General features: G+C 68.7%; 13 protein-coding genes. 8 read left to right on the top strand and 5 right to left on the bottom strand.

All coding sequences use genetic code 11. From position 1 onward, the window contains the following. Position 1: 1 nt before the first annotated feature. The 4 genes from nuoN (at position 2) to ROJ8625_RS10190 (ending at position 4,736) form a co-directional block, all read left to right on the top strand. Positions 2 to 1,444 (top strand): NADH-quinone oxidoreductase subunit NuoN, encoded by a 1,443-nt coding sequence (nuoN, locus tag ROJ8625_RS10205; protein ID WP_085791772.1) that lies wholly within the window; start codon positions 2 to 4, stop codon positions 1,442 to 1,444. A gap of 97 nt (positions 1,445 to 1,541) precedes the next feature. Next, positions 1,542 to 2,276: a biotin--[acetyl-CoA-carboxylase] ligase gene (locus tag ROJ8625_RS10200; protein ID WP_085791771.1), complete on the top strand. Its 735-nt coding sequence runs from the start codon at positions 1,542 to 1,544 to the stop codon at positions 2,274 to 2,276. A 12-nt stretch (positions 2,277 to 2,288) separates the two neighbouring features. Beyond that, a complete protein-coding gene (locus tag ROJ8625_RS10195; protein WP_085791770.1) occupies positions 2,289 to 3,056 on the top strand; it encodes a type III pantothenate kinase in 768 nt (255 codons plus the stop codon). A 12-nt stretch (positions 3,057 to 3,068) separates the two neighbouring features. After that, on the top strand, positions 3,069 to 4,736 hold the full coding sequence (locus ROJ8625_RS10190) for a ribonuclease J (RefSeq protein ID WP_085791769.1): 1,668 nt from the start codon (positions 3,069 to 3,071) through the stop codon (positions 4,734 to 4,736). 118 nt (positions 4,737 to 4,854) lie between these two features. Here ROJ8625_RS10190 and ROJ8625_RS10185 read toward each other — a convergent pair whose 3' ends face one another. The 5 genes from ROJ8625_RS10185 to mnmA form a co-directional block, all read right to left on the bottom strand. Further along, positions 4,855 to 5,085, bottom strand: coding sequence for a tautomerase family protein (locus ROJ8625_RS10185; RefSeq protein ID WP_085791768.1), 231 nt, complete (start codon positions 5,083 to 5,085; stop codon positions 4,855 to 4,857). Between the two features lie 118 nt (positions 5,086 to 5,203). Then, positions 5,204 to 6,652 carry a DEAD/DEAH box helicase gene (locus tag ROJ8625_RS10180; protein WP_085791767.1) on the bottom strand — a complete coding sequence of 483 codons (1,449 nt, stop codon included), beginning with the start codon at positions 6,650 to 6,652 and terminating at the stop codon, positions 5,204 to 5,206. A gap of 274 nt (positions 6,653 to 6,926) precedes the next feature. Then, on the bottom strand, positions 6,927 to 7,880 hold the full coding sequence (locus ROJ8625_RS10175; protein WP_085791766.1) for a glycosyltransferase family protein: 954 nt from the start codon (positions 7,878 to 7,880) through the stop codon (positions 6,927 to 6,929). Further along, positions 7,877 to 9,583 (bottom strand): hypothetical protein, encoded by a 1,707-nt coding sequence (locus ROJ8625_RS10170; RefSeq protein ID WP_085791916.1) that lies wholly within the window; start codon positions 9,581 to 9,583, stop codon positions 7,877 to 7,879. The genes ROJ8625_RS10175 and ROJ8625_RS10170 overlap by 4 nt, the downstream gene beginning before the upstream one ends. 66 nt (positions 9,584 to 9,649) lie before the next feature. After that, positions 9,650 to 10,792, bottom strand: coding sequence for a tRNA 2-thiouridine(34) synthase MnmA (mnmA, locus tag ROJ8625_RS10165; RefSeq protein ID WP_085791765.1), 1,143 nt, complete (start codon positions 10,790 to 10,792; stop codon positions 9,650 to 9,652). A gap of 119 nt (positions 10,793 to 10,911) precedes the next feature. Between mnmA and sciP the strand changes: the two genes are divergently transcribed. The 4 genes from sciP to recG all read left to right on the top strand — a co-directional run bounded on the left by sciP (position 10,912) and on the right by recG (position 16,434). Beyond that, positions 10,912 to 11,190 (top strand): CtrA inhibitor SciP, encoded by a 279-nt coding sequence (gene sciP, locus ROJ8625_RS10160; protein ID WP_085791764.1) that lies wholly within the window; start codon positions 10,912 to 10,914, stop codon positions 11,188 to 11,190. A gap of 112 nt (positions 11,191 to 11,302) precedes the next feature. Then, positions 11,303 to 12,022: a response regulator transcription factor CtrA gene (gene ctrA, locus ROJ8625_RS10155; RefSeq protein WP_085791763.1), complete on the top strand. Its 720-nt coding sequence runs from the start codon at positions 11,303 to 11,305 to the stop codon at positions 12,020 to 12,022. Positions 12,023 to 12,220: 198 nt separating this feature from the next. Beyond that, positions 12,221 to 14,347: an NAD-dependent DNA ligase LigA gene (gene ligA / locus ROJ8625_RS10150; RefSeq protein WP_085791762.1), complete on the top strand. Its 2,127-nt coding sequence runs from the start codon at positions 12,221 to 12,223 to the stop codon at positions 14,345 to 14,347. Beyond that, a complete protein-coding gene (recG, locus tag ROJ8625_RS10145; protein ID WP_085791761.1) occupies positions 14,344 to 16,434 on the top strand; it encodes an ATP-dependent DNA helicase RecG in 2,091 nt (696 codons plus the stop codon). The genes ligA and recG overlap by 4 nt, the downstream gene beginning before the upstream one ends. Positions 16,435 to 16,464: the final 30 nt, after the last annotated feature.

Below are 16,464 nucleotides of genomic sequence, written 5' to 3'. Positions count from 1 at the left end.
CATGCTCTCCGCCGACCTCGCTCTCATCCTGCCCGAGATCCTGCTGTCGCTCTTCGCGATGGTGGCGCTCATCGGCGCGGTCTATTCCGGCAAGGACGCGCTGGCGCGGCCGCTGGTCTGGGTCACCTCTGCGGTGATGCTCGCGCTGGCGGTCTGGATCGCGACACGCGGGCCGGGCGCGCGCACCGCGTTCGACGGCATGTTCATCGCCGACACCTTCGCGCGCTTCGCCAAGGTGACGATCCTCGTGTCCGCTGCCGCCGTGCTGGCGATGAGCCAAGACTACATGGCGCGGCGCGGATTGCTGCGGTTCGAGTATCCCTGTCTCGTCGCGCTGGCCGCGGTCGGCATGATGATGATGGTTTCGGCCGGAGACCTGATCGCGCTCTACATGGGGCTCGAACTGCAGTCGCTGTCGCTCTACGTCGTCGCGTCGCTGCGCCGCGAAAGCGTGCGCTCGACCGAGGCGGGCCTGAAGTACTTCGTGCTCGGTGCGCTGTCCTCGGGCCTGCTGCTTTACGGCGCGTCGCTCACCTACGGCTATGCCGGCACGACGCTGTTCTCGGGCATCATCGAGGCCGCCGGCGAGGGCTCGGTGTCGCTCGGGCTGTTGTTCGGCCTGGTGTTCCTGGCCGCGGGCCTCGCCTTCAAGATCTCGGCGGTGCCGTTCCACATGTGGACGCCGGACGTCTACGAGGGTGCACCGACGCCGATCACGGCTTTCTTCGCGACAGCGCCGAAGATGGCGGCGATGGGTCTGTTCGCGCGGCTTCTGCACGACGCGTTCGGCGGCGTCGTCGGCGACTGGCAGCAGATCATCGCCTTCCTGTCGGTGCTGTCGATGTTCCTTGGCGGTATCGCGGCGATCGGCCAGACCAACATCAAGCGGCTGATGGCCTATTCCTCGATCGCGCATATGGGCTTCGCCCTCATGGGACTCGCCGCGGGCACCGCGCTCGGCGTCGAGGCGATGCTGATCTACATGGCGATCTACGTGACGATGAACGTGGGCAGCTTCGCCTTCATCCTGTCGATGGAACGCGACGGCCAGCCAGTCACGGAGATCGCGTCGCTCAACCTTCTGTCGAAGACCGACCCCGGCCGGGCGCTGGTGATGCTGGTGCTGCTGTTCTCGCTCGCCGGCGTGCCGCCGCTGCTTGGCTTCTTCGGCAAGTTCGGCGTTTTCCGTGCCGCGGTCGATGCGGATCTCTTCTGGCTCGCGGTCCTCGGGGGCATCGCGTCGGTGATCGGCGCGTTCTACTACCTGCGCATCGTCTACCTGATGTATTTCGGGGCCGAGCGCGACGACCGGATCGACGGCAATCGATCGGGGCTGCTCTGGGGCATCATGGCGCTGTCGGCCTTCGCGATGGTCGCCGGCGTGATCAACCTCTTCGGCATCGAGGGCGCGGCAGCCGCGGCGGCGGCGGCGCTGGTCGACTGAGCCCGACGCCGCGCATCCGGGGGCCGCGGGACGCGCGCGCGGCGCGCGTGCCTTCGGCGAGAGTATTTTCGCCAAGAAGACGCCCGGGAGCACACCGGTGACGTGGCCGGCGGGCTACGGTCGGGTCGTGCTGGACGAGGTCGACAGCACGATGGCGGAGGCGGCGCGGCGGGCGCCGCAGCTGGCCGGACCGGAATGGATCTGCGCGGGGCGCCAGCGCGCCGCGCGCGGCCGGCGCGGGCGTGCCTGGGTGACGCCCGACGGCAATTTCGGCGCGACGCTGGTCCTGCCGGTGGCCGGCGCGCCGGGTCAGGTGGCCTTGCGGTCCTTCGTGGCGGCGCTCGCGTTGCAGGACGCGCTGATCGCGGCGACCGGGCGGGCCGAGGCCTTTGCGCTCAAGTGGCCGAACGACGTGCTGCTGAACGGCGGTAAGGTCGCGGGCATCCTCCTGGAGACGCTGGGGCCTGCGCGGCTGGCGATCGGGATCGGCGTGAACCTGATTTCGGCGCCGGAGCCGACGGCTGTCGAGCCCGGTGCGGTGCGGCCGGTATCGCTCCTGTCGGAAACCGGGGCGGCGGTGTCGGCCGAGGCACTGCTCGAACTGCTGGCGGCGGCCTATGCGCGGCGCGAAGAGAGCTTTGCCGTGCACGGCTTCGGCCCGACGCGCGCGGCGTGGCTCGCCAACGCGGCGCGGCTCGGCGAGCGGGTGCGGGCCCGCACCGGAACCCACGAGACCGAGGGCGTGTTCGAGACCGTCGATCCCGCGGGAAACCTCGTGCTGCAGACCGCGTCCGGCCGCGTGGCGATCGCCGCGGCCGACGTCCATTTCTGACCGGAGGCGCGCATGCTTCTCGCCATCGATTGCGGCAACACCAACACCGTGTTCTCGATCTGGGACGGGAGCCGCTTCGTCGCGACGTGGCGCACCTCGACCGAGCACCAGCGCACGGCGGACCAGTACTATGTCTGGCTGTCGACACTGATGAACCTGCAGCGGATCGAGGCGGAGATCACCGATGTGATCATCTCGTCGACGGTGCCGCGTGTGGTGTTCAACCTGCGCGTCCTCGCCGATCGCTATTTCGGCACGCGCCCCCTGGTCGTCGGCAAGCCGGACTGCGCCCTTCCGGTGGCCGTCCGCGTGGATGCCGGCACGCAGGTCGGTCCGGACCGGCTTGTAAACACCGTGGCGGGCTACAACTTGTACGGCGGCGACCTGATCATCGTCGACTTCGGCACCGCCACCACCTTCGACGTGGTGGACAGCGACGGGGCCTATGTCGGCGGCGTGATCGCGCCCGGGGTGAACCTGTCGCTCCAGGCGCTGCACGAGGCCGCCGCGGCCCTGCCGCACGTGGACATTTCGAGGCCGCAGGCGGTCGTGGGAACGAACACCGTGGCCTGCATGCAGTCGGGCATCTTCTGGGGATATGTGGGTCTCGTCCGCGAGATCTGCGCACGCATACGGGCCGAACGGGAACGGCCGATGAAAATCATCTCGACCGGCGGGCTGGCGCCGCTGTTCCAGCAATCCGAAGAGCTCTTCGACGAGTTCAAGGACGATCTGACGATGCACGGGCTGACCGTCATCCACCGACACAACACGACGTAAGGACACAACCACATGAGCGGAGAACGCATCATCTACCTGCCTCTCGGCGGGGCGGGCGAGATCGGCATGAACGCCTATGTCTACGGCTACGGCCGCCCGGGCGAGGAGGACCTGATCCTCGTCGACCTCGGCGTCACCTTTCCCGACATGGAAACGACGCCCGGCGTCGATCTCATATTTCCGGACATCGCCTGGCTCGCGGAGCGGCGCGACCGCCTGCGCGCGGTGTTCGTCACCCACGCGCACGAGGACCACGTGGGCGCCGTCGCGCACATGTGGGAACGGCTTGGCGCGCCGGTCTACGCGCGCGCCTTCACGGCCAATATCGCGCGTCGCAAGTTCGACGAACACGGGCTGAAGCCCGAGACGGTGCAGACGGCCTCGCCGTGGCCGGAGACGACACGCGCCGGCGCGTTCGAGGTCGGCTTCCTTCCGATCTCGCATTCGATCCCGGAGAGCTCGGCGCTGGTCATCGACACGCCGGGCGGCCGGCTGATCCATACCGGCGACTTCAAGATCGACCTGACGCCGGTGGTCGGCGAGCCCTTCGATCGCGCGCAGTGGGAGGAGGTCGCGAAATCCGGCGTGAAGGCGCTGATCTGCGATTCGACCAACGTGTTCTCGACCCATGAGGGACGCTCCGAGGCGACCGTGGGCCCCGAGATCGAGCGGCTGTTGTCGGAGGCGAAGGGCATGGTGGTCGCGACCACCTTCGCGTCGAACGTGGCGCGCCTGAAGACTCTGGCCGAGGCCGGGCGCAATGCCGGACGGTCGATCGTCCTGTTGGGACGGGCGATGCGCCGGATGATCGAGGCAGCGGTCGAGACCGGCGTACTGCGCGATTTCCCGACCACGGTGCCGGTCGAGGAGGCGGGCGCGATCCCGCGCGAGAACCTGATGCTGATCGTCACCGGCAGCCAGGGCGAGCGGCGTGCGGCCTCGGCGCAGCTGGCGCGCGGGAAGCATCACGGCATGGAGCTGAAGGAAGGGGACCTGTTCCTGTTCTCGTCCAAGACCATTCCCGGCAACGAGAAGGGCGTGATCCGGATCATCAACCAGCTGTCCGAGAAGGGAGTCGACGTCGTCGACGACAGCTCCGGCCGCTACCACGTGTCGGGCCATGCCAACCGTCCGGATCTCGAGGCGATGCAGGATCTCGTCAATCCGCAGATCGTGGTGCCGATGCACGGCGAGCACCGTCATCTGCGCGAGCACGCCAAAGTGGCCGAAACGCGCGGCCGCCAGGGCGTGGTCGCGGTCAACGGCACTATGGTGGAGCTGTCCGGCAACGAACCCAAGGTGGTCGACTATGTCGAGACCGGGAGAACCTACCTGGATGGCACCGTGCAGGTCGGCGCGCTCGACGGCGTGGTTCGCGACCGGATCCGGATGGCGCTGAACGGCCACGCCACGGTGACGCTCGTGCTCGATGAGGACGACGAGGCACTGGGGGATCCCTGGGTGGATCTGACGGGCTTGCCGGAAACCGGGCGATCGCGCCAGCCGCTGGTGGAGGTTCTCGAATCCGAACTCGCGGCCGTGGTTGCGCGGGCCGGCCGCAAGGTGCTGAAGGACGACGACCGGCTCGAGGAAGAGCTGCGCCGGGCGATCCGAAACGGCGCGCAGGACGAGATCGGACGCAAGCCCGAGGTCACCGTGGTGGTCAGCCGCCTGTCGTGAGGCCGTCGGACCGTCCGATGAAGCGGCGGCCGAGCGCTGCCGCCGTCGGAAGGTCGGCCGCGGCAAATCGGAGGGTGGGCTACGGTCCACCCGCCCGATAGAGCGCGCGCGGTCGGCGTCAATCGGCGCTCGCGGACCCGAAGCGGATCGCCTTCGCGTCCTCCGTGGTGAGGACGGTGCCGCCATAGCCCCATGCGCCGCTGGGGATCTCGTGGATGCGCACCGAGGTGTTGGCGGCGAGGCGATCTCCGGCGACGCCGCCGAAGGCGCGGGTCACCGCGACGATGATCTCGGCCTTTTCCTCGGCGGTGAAGACGCCGTCCATGACCTGGATGTCGATTGCCGGCATGGTCCTTCCCTCCCGTGTGGCTGCTGCCGCAGCATCGCCGCGCCACGGGGGAGGGGGCAAAGAAAAACGCCGCGCGGCGGCCGCGCGGCGTCCTGACGTCGTTGGAGTGCCGCGCGAGTCAGCTCGCGCGGCGTTCGTCGAAGCTCATCGCGATGAAGGTCGGGAGGTGATCGCCGAGGCCGACGACCTTGGCGTCGTCCTGCTGCTTGCCCGGCTTGTCTCCCTTGGCGGATTTATCGGACTTGCCGCCGCCGCGGGACGACCTGCTCCGGCCGCCGGACTTGCCGCGGGTGTCGTCGCGCTCGGGGGCCGCGGTCTTGCCGCCGTCTTCCTGAGCTGTCTTTGCGTCGGTGGGCGCTTCGGTGGGCTTCGCCTCGTCCGCCGCGTCGGCCTCGGGCGCCGCGTCCGATTTCTGCGGCCGGCCCGGATCGTCGAGGCGCGGGATCTCTTTCTGGATCAGGCGCTCCACGTCCTCGAGGTTCTTTTCGTCCTTCGGCGCGCAGATCGTCACCGCCTTGCCCTCGCGGCCGGCCCGGCCGGTGCGGCCGATGCGGTGCACGTAATCTTCGGCGTGACCGGGCACGTCGTAGTTGATGACGTGGCTGACCGACGGAACGTCGAGCCCGCGTGCGGCCACGTCGGAGGCGACGAGGATCGTCAGGTCGCCGGCGCGGAAGCTGTCGAGCGTGCGGGTGCGCACCGACTGGTCGAGGTCGCCGTGGATCGGCGCGGCGTTCACGCCGTATTTCTTCAGCGACTTTGCCACCACGTCGACATCGACCTTGCGGTTGCAGAAGACGATGGCGTTGGTGAGCTTATCGCCTTCGCCCGCGATGATCTTGCGGAGCGTGCGGCGCTTTTCGCTGTCGGCACGGTCGCGGCGCGATCCCTTGAACATCACCACGTGCTGTTCGATCGTCTCGGACGCCGTGGCCTGGCGTGCAACCTCGATGCGGGCCGGGGCCTGCAGGAAAGTGTTGGTGATGCGCTCGATCTCGGGCGCCATGGTCGCGGAGAAGAACAGCGTCTGGCGCGTGAACGGCGTGAGCGAGAAAATCCGCTCGATATCCGGGATGAAGCCCATGTCGAGCATGCGGTCGGCCTCGTCGACCACCATGACCTCGATGCCGGTGAGCAGCAGCTTGCCGCGCTCGAAATGGTCGAGCAGGCGGCCCGGCGTCGCGATCAGGACGTCCACGCCCTTGTCGATGAGCGCGTCCTGTTCCTTGAACGACACGCCGCCGATCAGCAGCGCCTTCGTCAGTTTCACGTTCTTGGAATAGGTGTCGAAGTTCTCGGCCACCTGCGCCGCGAGTTCGCGGGTCGGGCAGAGAACGAGGCTGCGTGGCATCCGGGCACGGGCGCGGCCGCGCGCCAGCTTGGTGATCATCGGCAGCGTGAACGACGCGGTCTTGCCGGTGCCGGTCTGCGCGATGCCGAGCACGTCGCGGCCTTCGAGCGCGGGCGGGATCGCGCCCGCCTGGATCGGTGTGGGGATGGTGTAGCCGGCCTCTTCGACGGCCTGCAGCACTTTGGGGCTGAGATTGAGATCGCTGAACTGGGTCATGTGTATCCGCTCTATGCGGACACAGTCACTGGCCCGCTCGTCTGACATCATCGCCGTCGGGCCCGGTCGGCCCGATCGGAATCCCGGACCCGAGCGGTCCGGTGCGGGCGCCGGGCGCCCTGTGGGTGCGGGATCATCGGGATCCCGGGAAGGGCCGGCCCGGATGGCCGCCCGAATCACCGGGACGCCGCCCGGTGGCGGCATGTCACGCCGCTCGCGCGGTGTCCTACAGAAACCGGGGCGCCGGGTCAACGTGGCGTGGCATTCCGCGCCCTCACGCGGTGCAGGATACACCGGGAAAGTGCTTCAGGCGCAACGATTCCGGGTCGAATGCGCGGCGCAGGAGCAGCCCCTCGTGGTCGAGAGCGGCGCATAGTCGCGGAGTCGCGGTGGCGACATCGTCGAAGAACTCCGCCAGCGCGGCCTCTCCGCCCGTCGCCTCAATCCGAGCGAAGAGATCGTGAAGCGAGAGCGCGCGCGGCCCGCGCGCTTGCGGCTTCAGCTCCGCCCGATAGGAGCCGTGATCGAGGCGGAAGCGGTACGCATCGCGAAAGCGCGGCCAGCTGTCGGCGTGGAGATGGGCGAGCGCGATCTGCGGCAGTTCCGTCTGACCGGGGTTCTGGGCGCCGGCGCGCATCACGTTGTGGATGCGGAAATGCACGCCGGACGCACCCGTCCGGACGAAGAGCTTGCCGGCGACGTGGCTGAGGAACCCGCCGGAAAGATGCTCCGCCCAGTCGCCGAAGACACGGCGCGCCGCCGTGGCGCGGGCATCCTGGGCAATGTGATAGGACTTGAACGCGCGGAGCCCCGGACGGTCGCCATCGCCCGGGGCCAGCGCCTCGACCGGGCGCAGCCGGGCGCAAAAGGCCGTGTCGGGCAGGGCGGACAGGTGTTCTGCGACACATCCTTCGGGCAGGAGGAACTCGTCGGTGTCGATATGTCCCAGCCAGTCGAGATCGCCGGAGCAGTTGTAGGCGTGGCGTGCGTTGCGACACTGGCGCACCTGGTGCGCCACCGGACGGCCGCCGCGCCTGTCCCAGAACGCGCCGTCGGTGTCCGTGACCCGGATGCGGGTATGGTCGCGCAGCGCGGCGGGCAGTTCGGGCGCGGGCAGGTCGCGATAAAGGTGAAGGCGCGTCGCGCCGGCCTCCAGGTGCCAGGCGGCGAAGTCGAGCACCGCTTCGGGCGCCGCGTTGGTGGTGCAGACGAGGCCCCAGCGCGTCATGCGTCGACCGGGCCGAAGACCCGCGCGATCACGGCCTCGGGGTCGAGGTCGTGCGCCAGAAGCATCCCGCGCGCGGCGAGCCGGGCCCGCAGGTCCGGACTGTCGTGGCACACCTCTGCAAAGAAGGCGCGCAGACCGGCCTCGCCTTCGCTGTCGCGCACGAGACCGAGAAAGGCGCGCGGCGAGAGCGCCATCTGGTCGGCGCCGCCCTCGGCCTTTTCCGACCCGTCCGCGGCGAGCGCGCACAGGCTGTCCCAGTCCGTCGCGATCAGGCGCCCGACCGTGACGCCATCGAGCCGCGCGGACGGGGCGATGCGGTCGCCCCCTCGACGCAGCGCGTGCGGGCCGAAGGCGACATCGCGCGGCAGGCCCGTGCGGGCAAAGATCCGGCCGTGCGGACCGCCCAGCAGCCCGCCGTCCAGATGCAGTCCGAAGGTAGGATAGATGTCCTCGATCACGCCGCGCGGCTGGCCGGCCCCGGCATGGCTGAGCTTGAAGTGGCGGACCGGTCCGGGCGCCTCGGTGGAGAGCGCCTCGGCCGGGCGAAGGCGCACGGAGGCGGTGGTGCCCGCCTGACCGGCGAGAGCGTCGGCAACCGGACGCTCGGCCAGAAGCCGTTCGTGTTGGGCCAGAGTCGCGAGCCAGTCCAGTTCGACGTCGGCGGACTGCAGGATATCGGTGGCGAAGCGGGCGCGCCGGGTTTCGGTGGTGCCGTTCGGATCGGCGTCGATCGGGGTCAGCCGAACCCGCGGATCGTCGCGAAACGCAACCGGCAGGTCCGATCCGCGGGCAGCGGGCAGGCCTACGTGGACCTCCTGCGCGCCGAGGTCGAGGTGATGCGCGATGAAGTGGCACAGCTTCTGCGTATCCCCCTCCGCCACGGTCGCGACGCCCCAGCGCGGCCCGCCCGCGCGCGCCGGAACGGGCGCGGCCGCAAGCGGGACCTCGGTCTGGGTCGCGCGGCTCTGGCGCATGTCCTGCAGCCGGCGAAAAACCGTGCCGGGATCGTGTACCAGCATCGTCAGAAGCCGCTGCGCCGGCGGTCCGATCACTGCGTCGCGTTCGGATTCCTGCCAGAGCCGGCCGATCAGGGCGAGGTCGAGCCCGCCGCTGCGCAGCGAAAATCCCTGCATGTCGAGCGGCAGCGGATCGGGCAGCTTCCCGTCGATCGGAAACGCCTCCACCGGTCGCGTGCCCGAGTGCAGACGCTCGAATTCGTAGAGCTTCATCGCGCCTGTCAGCGTGAAGAGCCCGAGGCCGAGCGCGCGCTGCGTTTCAGTGGCGCCGTGATCGCCGAAGGTGACGAGCGACGACACAAGCCAGCGCGGGCTGAGCATCTCCGTCAATTCGGTACCGCATTCCGACCAGAGCCGCTGGAACAGCGCGGGCACGTGCGCCGGGTACCCGCGTTTGCGCAGGTTCGCGATCAACAGAGCGTTGAGGAATGCCAGCTCGCTCTCGCCCTCGAATTCGCACCGCAGGTCATGGCGTTTGCGGTGATAGCTCGATCGGAAGGGCGGCGCCTCGGCCGGGTCGCTGTCGGGATGTGCGACACGTTGCGCGGCAAGCGGCGCGAGGTCGAGATCGAGCGGCGGAAACGCTTCGCCCTCGGCGAACGACAGCGCGGCCCGCCGTCCCTCGACCTGAGACAGGATCCCGGGAATGCCGCCGGGATAAATCGGCTCGCGCGCATCGTCCGTCATGGACGGCAGAGTGCGCGAGCGCAGGGGCGGAAACAAGGACGCCGCGCGGCGGCCGTGCGGCGCACCTCAGTAGCCGCGCCAGATCCAGCCGCCGCCGAAGATCCGTGTGCCCTCGGGGTCGTAGAACACGCAGGCCTGGCCGGGCGACACGCCTTCTTCGGGCGTCACCAGTTCGACTTCGGCCTCGGTGTCCGAGATCGGGCGGATCACCGCGTCGCGCGGCGGACGGGTGGAGCGCACCTTGACCGCGACGTGCCATTCGTCACGCGAGGTCAGTGGCGCGTCGCCGAGCCAGTTGATCTCGCGCACCGGCACGCGCCGTGTCGCCAGCATGTCCTTGGGGCCGACGATCACCCGGCTGTTCTCCACGTCGAGCTTTACGACGTAGAGCGGCTCGGACAGCCCGCCGATGCCCAGCCCCCGACGCTGGCCGATCGTGTAGTGAATGACACCGTCATGGCGGCCGAGCGCGCGGCCGTCGGCATGCACGATGTCGCCGGAATCGGCCGCGCCCGGGCGCAGCTTCTCGATCACGCTGGCGTAGTCGCCGTTCGGCACGAAACAGATGTCCTGGCTGTCGGGCTTGTCCGCGACGGGCAGGTTGTAGCGCGCGGCGAGCGCGCGGGTCTCTGCCTTCGAAGTCAGGTGACCGAGCGGAAACCGCAGGTAGTCGAGCTGCGCTTGCGTGGTCGAGAACAGGAAATAGGACTGATCGCGCGCACCATCGGCCGCGCAATGCAGCTCGGCGCCCGTCGGGCCCATCTTGCGCTGGATGTAGTGGCCGGTCGCCATGCAATCGGCGTCGAGATCCTTTGCGGTCTCCAACAGATCCTTGAATTTCACGCGCTCGTTGCACCGGATACAAGGCACCGGCGTCGCGCCTGCGAGATAGCTGTCGGCGAACTCGTCGATCACCGCGTCGCGGAACACGTTCTCGTAGTCGAGCACGTAATGCGGAAAGCCCATCGTCTCGGCCACGCGGCGCGCATCGTGGATGTCGAGCCCGGCGCAGCAGGCGCCCTTCTTGGCCAGCGCGGCGCCATGGTCGTAGAGCTGCAGCGTGACGCCGACGACGTCGTAGCCCTCTTCGGCGAGGCTCGCGGCCACGACCGAGCTGTCGACGCCGCCGGACATGGCGACCACGACGCGCGTGTCGGACGGGGCTTTCGGCAGGCCCAGCGAGTTGAGCTGACCTTGATCGAGGGGCATCGCGCTCTCCTTGGAATGCGCGCGCAATATAAGAAAATGCGAGGCACTCTCAAGAGCGCGCTTCATCGCGAATTAAGCGCTCGGCGCCAGCTTCGGCGGGCAGCCAAGGGTATGAAGCGATGTACCTCAAGAAAATCGATGGGCCACGCGCGGTGACGCTCCCGGACGGGACGGTGATGACGCGCGCGGACCTGCCGCCGCCGGCGACCAAGAGATGGGTCGCCTCGCGCAAGGCCGCCGTGGTGCGCGCTGTGGTTCATGGCCTGCTGACGCAGGCGCAGGCGGTAGACCGCTACCAGCTCAGCGACGAGGAACTCCAGTGCTGGATCCGGGCGATGGCGAAACACGGCGAACACGGGCTCAAGGCGACCGCGCTGCGACGCAATGAACAACCATGAAGTGTTTACATGAGAATGCCGGGTTCGGTAGGTTCCCCTGCGCCGGGTAATCCGAAGTTAACCTTTCTATCTGTATGTGAGTAACGATCATGGTTGTAAGTGGAGTTGGACAATGCGCGTCCTCTTGATTGAAGATGACCCGACGACCTCCCGCAGCATCGAATTGATGCTGACCCGTTCGAACCTCAACGTCTACGCCACGGACATGGGAGAGGAAGGGGTCGATCTCGCCAAGCTCTACGATTACGATCTGATCCTCCTGGACATCACGCTGCCGGACATCACGGGGCACGAGGTGCTGCGGCAACTGCGCACGTCGCGCATCTCGACGCCGATCCTGATCCTGTCTGGCAACGACGACACCGAAAGCAAGCTCAAGAGCTTCGGCTTCGGCGCCGACGACTACCTGACGAAGCCGTTTCACGCCGACGAACTCGTGGCGCGCATCCATGCCATCATCCGCCGCTCCAAGGGGCATGCCCAATCGGTCATCCGCACCGGCAAGATCAACGTCAATCTCGACGCCAAAACCGTTGATGTCGGCGGCAAGCCGGTGCACCTGACCGGCAAGGAATACCAGATGCTGGAGCTTCTGAGCCTTCGGAAGGGCACGACCCTGACCAAGGAGATGTTCCTGAACCATCTCTACGGCGGCATGGACGAACCGGAGCTGAAGATAATCGACGTCTTCATCTGCAAGCTTCGCAAGAAGCTGTCCGAGGCGACCGGCGAACCCAGCTATATCGAGACCGTCTGGGGGCGCGGCTACGTTCTGCGCGATCCCGAGGGGGATGCCTCTTCCGGTGACGATCCGGTGGCGATCCGCGCCTGATGCGAGGACCTGCGCGCAAGACGTGCGCAGGTTTTCGATCTTAAATGCGCGCGAGGGCCGTGGGGCCGGCACGCCCCGTGCGCACACCGGGGGGGCGGGCATGGTGGCACGTGTTCGGCTGATCCGTGCTCTGGACCGCGCCGGTCGCGCGGCCTATCACTTGCCTCGCAACTCTGGCGTCAGGCGGTGAGGCGGTTCATGGCGAAAGGCGACGACATCGCGGTCGACGCGCTTGACGAGGACGCGGCACGCGAGGAACTCGCGCGGCTTGCCGATCTCCTGGCCGAAGCCGATGTCGCCTACCACGTTCGCGACGATCCGGACCTGACGGATGCGGAGTATGACCGGCTGAAGCGCCGGAACGCCGAGATCGAAGCGCGGTACCCGCACCTCAAACGCGCGGACTCTCCCAGTGAAAGCGTGGGGGCCGCGCCGGCCGATGGCTTCGACAAGGTCACGCACAGCCAGCGCATGCTGTCGCTCGGCAATGCCTTCGACGCCGACGAGGTGACGGAGTTCGACGCCCGCATCCGTCGCTATCTCGGCTTCGGGGCCGAGGACCGGCTGATCTACACCGCCGAGCCCAAGATCGACGGTCTGTCGCTCAGCCTTCGCTATGAGGGCGGCCGCCTGGTCCAGGCCGCGACGCGCGGCGATGGCACGGTGGGCGAGAACGTGACCGCGAACGCCCGCACGATCGACGACATCCCCGAACGGATCGAAGGCGCGCCGGAGATCCTCGAAGTGCGTGGCGAGGTCTACATGAGCCATGCCGACTTCGCCGCGCTGAACGAGCGGCAGGAGGAGAAGGGGGGCAAGACATTCGCGAACCCGCGCAACGCCGCGGCCGGTAGTCTGCGCCAGCTCGATGTCGCGATCACCCGCGACCGGCCGCTGCGGTACTTCGCCTACGGATGGGGCACGCTTTCGGGCCCGTTGGCCGAGACACAGAAGGACGCGATCGACCGGCTCGCCGAATTCGGGTTTGCCACCAATCCCCTCACCACGCGATGCGACGGCCCCGAAGAGATGCTGGCGCACTACGCCCGGATCGAGGCCGAGCGCGCCGATCTTGGCTACGATATCGACGGCGTGGTCTACAAGGTCGACGATCTCGGTCTGCAGAAACGCCTCGGCTACCGGTCCACGACCCCGCGCTGGGCAATCGCGCACAAGTTCCCAGCCGAATTGGCATGGACCCGGCTGGAACGGATCGAGATCCAGGTCGGCCGGACCGGCGCCCTGTCCCCGGTCGCGCGGCTGACGCCGGTCACGGTGGGCGGCGTCGTCGTATCGAACGCGACGCTTCACAACGAGGACTACATCGCCGGCCGCGACGCGAACGGCGATCCGATCCGCAATGGGCGCGACATCCGCGAAGGGGACCTGGTTCAGGTCTATCGGGCCGGCGACGTGATCCCGAAGATCGCGGATGTGGACCTGTCGCAGCGTCCGGCCGGTGCGGAGCCCTACGCGTTTCCGCAGACCTGTCCGGAATGCGGCTCCGACGCGATCCGCGAGGAAGGCGATGCCGTTCGGCGCTGTTCCGGCGGTCTCATCTGCCCCGCGCAGGCGGTGGAGAAGCTCAAGCACTTCGTGTCGCGCGCGGCGTTCGATATCGAGGGCCTGGGCGCCAAGCAGGTGGAGCAGTTCTACCGGGACGAATGGATCGCGGAGCCCGCGGACATCTTCGAGCTCGGTGCGCGCTTCGGCCAGGGCATGCAGCAGCTCAAGAACCGAGAGGGCTGGGGCGAGAAGTCGGCAGCCAATCTCTTTGCCGCGATCGACGAGCGACGGCGCATTCCGCTCGGCCGGCTCATTTTCGCGCTCGGCATCCGGCATGTCGGCGAGGTCGCGTCGAACCTGCTCGCCCGGCACTACGGGACATGGGAGGCGTTCGACAGCGCCATGCGCGAGGCCGCATCACTCGAGGGGCCGGCCTGGGAGGAGTTGGTCGGAATCGACGGTGTCGGGCGGGTGATGGCGGAATCGCTCGTCACGACGGTGAACCAGGAGGCCGAGCGCGCCTCGATCGAGCGGCTGGTCGCGCACCTGGACGTGGAGCCCGCCTCCCGGCCGCAGACAGAGGGCAGCCCCGTCGCCGGCAAGACGGTGGTCTTCACGGGCACGCTGGAGCGAATGACCCGCGCCGAGGCCAAGGCGCGGGCCGAGGCGCTGGGCGCAAAGGTGTCGGGATCCGTGTCGGCGAAGACCGACATCGTCGTCGCCGGCCCGGGCGCAGGCTCCAAGGAGAAGAAGGCGCGCGACCTGGGGGTCGAGATTCTCGACGAAGATGGCTGGCTGGATCTCGTCGGGGAGGCATGAGCGGCCGTCCCGAAGCGCTCTTTCCGCTGTTCGCGGCGCTGGACGGTCTCGCCGGGATCGGCCCCAAGAGCGCGCAGACGCTCGAGCAGGCCGGCATCGTCGCGCCCCGTGACCTGCTGTTCACGCTGCCCGCCAGTGGGATCGACCGGACGCCGCGCACCAGCGTGCGCGACGCGGACCTGCCCGGGGTCGTGACGGTCGAGGTGTCGATCGGCGCACACCGGGCGCCGCGGTCGCGCGGTGGCGCCTACCGGATCGAGGTGGCCGATGCCGAGACGTCGTTTCAGCTCGTCTATTTCCACGCGCGCGGCGACTACCTGTCCAAATTGCTGCCGACCGGGCAGCGCCGGGTCGTGTCCGGTCGGGTGGAGCTGTTCGACGGCATCGCGCAGATGGTTCACCCCGACCACGTGCTGCGGCCGGAGGAGGCCGAGAGCCTGCCGCGCTTCGAGCCGGTCCATCCGTTGCCCGGGGGTCTGACCAAGCGCACGATGGCGCGCGCGGTCGAGGATGCGCTGTCGCGGGCGCCCGACTTGCCCGAATGGGCCGACGCATCGCTGATCGCGCGCGAGGGCTGGCCGGGCTGGCACGCGGCGCTCGAGGCCGCGCATCGTCCGTCTGGTGTGGCGGATCTGTCGCCCGATGCGCCCGCGCGGCGGCGTCTCGCCTACGACGAGGTGCTGGCGCATCAGCTGACGCTCGCGCTGGCTCGGGCGGCGCGGCGCCGGCGCCGGGGCATCGTCACGACCGGAGATGGCCGGCTGCGCGCCCAGGTTCTGGACGCGTTGCCCTACACGCCCACAGGTGCGCAGACCCGTGCGATCGAGGAGATCGCCGCCGACATGGCCGCGCCGGAGCGCATGAACCGCCTGCTGCAGGGCGACGTGGGTGCGGGAAAGACACTCGTCGCGTTCGCGGCGCTCCTCACCGCGGTCGAGGCGGGCGGGCAGGGCGTGATGATGGCCCCGACCGAGATCCTGGCGCGGCAGCATCTCGAGGGGCTGCAACCGCTCGCCGAAAGCGCTGGCGTGGTGCTCGAGATCCTCACCGGCCGCGACAAGGGGGCGGAGCGCCGCGCCAAGCTGGCGGCGCTGGAGCGGGGCGATATCCAGGTGCTGGTCGGCACGCACGCGGTCTTCCAAAAGGATGTGGCGTTTCATGACCTCAGGCTGGCCATCGTCGACGAGCAGCACCGCTTCGGCGTGCGCCAGCGGCTCGAACTGGGCCGCAAGGGCGCGGGTGCGGACGTTCTCGTGATGACGGCGACGCCGATCCCGCGCAGCCTCGCGCTTGCGCAATACGGCGACATGGATGTCTCCGTGCTCGACGAAAAGCCGCCCGGCCGCAAGCCGGTCACGACGGCACTGCTGTCGTCGGAACGGATGGACGAGGTGGTCGCCCACCTGGCGCGCGCAATCGACGAAGGGCGGCAGGCCTACTGGGTCTGTCCGCTCGTCGAAGAGAGCGAGGCCGTGGATCTGACGGCGGCGGCGCAGCGGTTCGAGCGGCTGCGCGCGGCTCTGGGCGAGGGGCGCGTCGGGCTTGTCCACGGTCAGATGCCGCCCGCCGAGAAGGACGCGGCGATGGCGCGCTTCGTCGCTGGAGAGACATCGGTGCTCGTCGCGACAACGGTGATCGAGGTCGGGGTGAACGTGCCCAACGCGTCGATCATGGTGATCGAGCGCGCCGAATGGTTCGGGCTCGCGCAGCTGCACCAACTGCGCGGTCGGGTGGGACGGGGCGAGGCGGACTCGACCTGCCTGCTGATGTATCAGCCGCCGCTGTCCGAGACCGCGGAGCGGCGCTTGACGACCCTGCGCGAGACCGAGGACGGCTTTCGCATCGCCGAGGTCGACCTCGAGATGCGCGGCTCGGGTGACCTGATCGGCACGGCCCAATCGGGCCTGCCGAAATTCCGCATCGCGGACCTCGACCGTCAGTCGGGGCTGATGGCGCTGGCCCAAAGCGATGCGCGCAAGCTCCTCGCCGACGATCCGGCGCTGGAGGGCCCGCGCGGACAGGCGGCGCGCACGCTCCTGTGGCTCATGCGGCAGGACGAGGCGATCCGCCTGATCGAGGTCGGCTAGAGCCGCTCGGCGCGCGCTGTTCCGCAGTGT

Source organism: Roseivivax jejudonensis (assembly GCF_900172265.1).
Classification (GTDB): Bacteria; Pseudomonadota; Alphaproteobacteria; order Rhodobacterales; family Rhodobacteraceae; genus Roseivivax; species Roseivivax jejudonensis.
The sequence above is the reverse complement of the archived record's forward strand: the minus strand, read 5'-3'. Positions and strand labels throughout refer to the sequence as shown.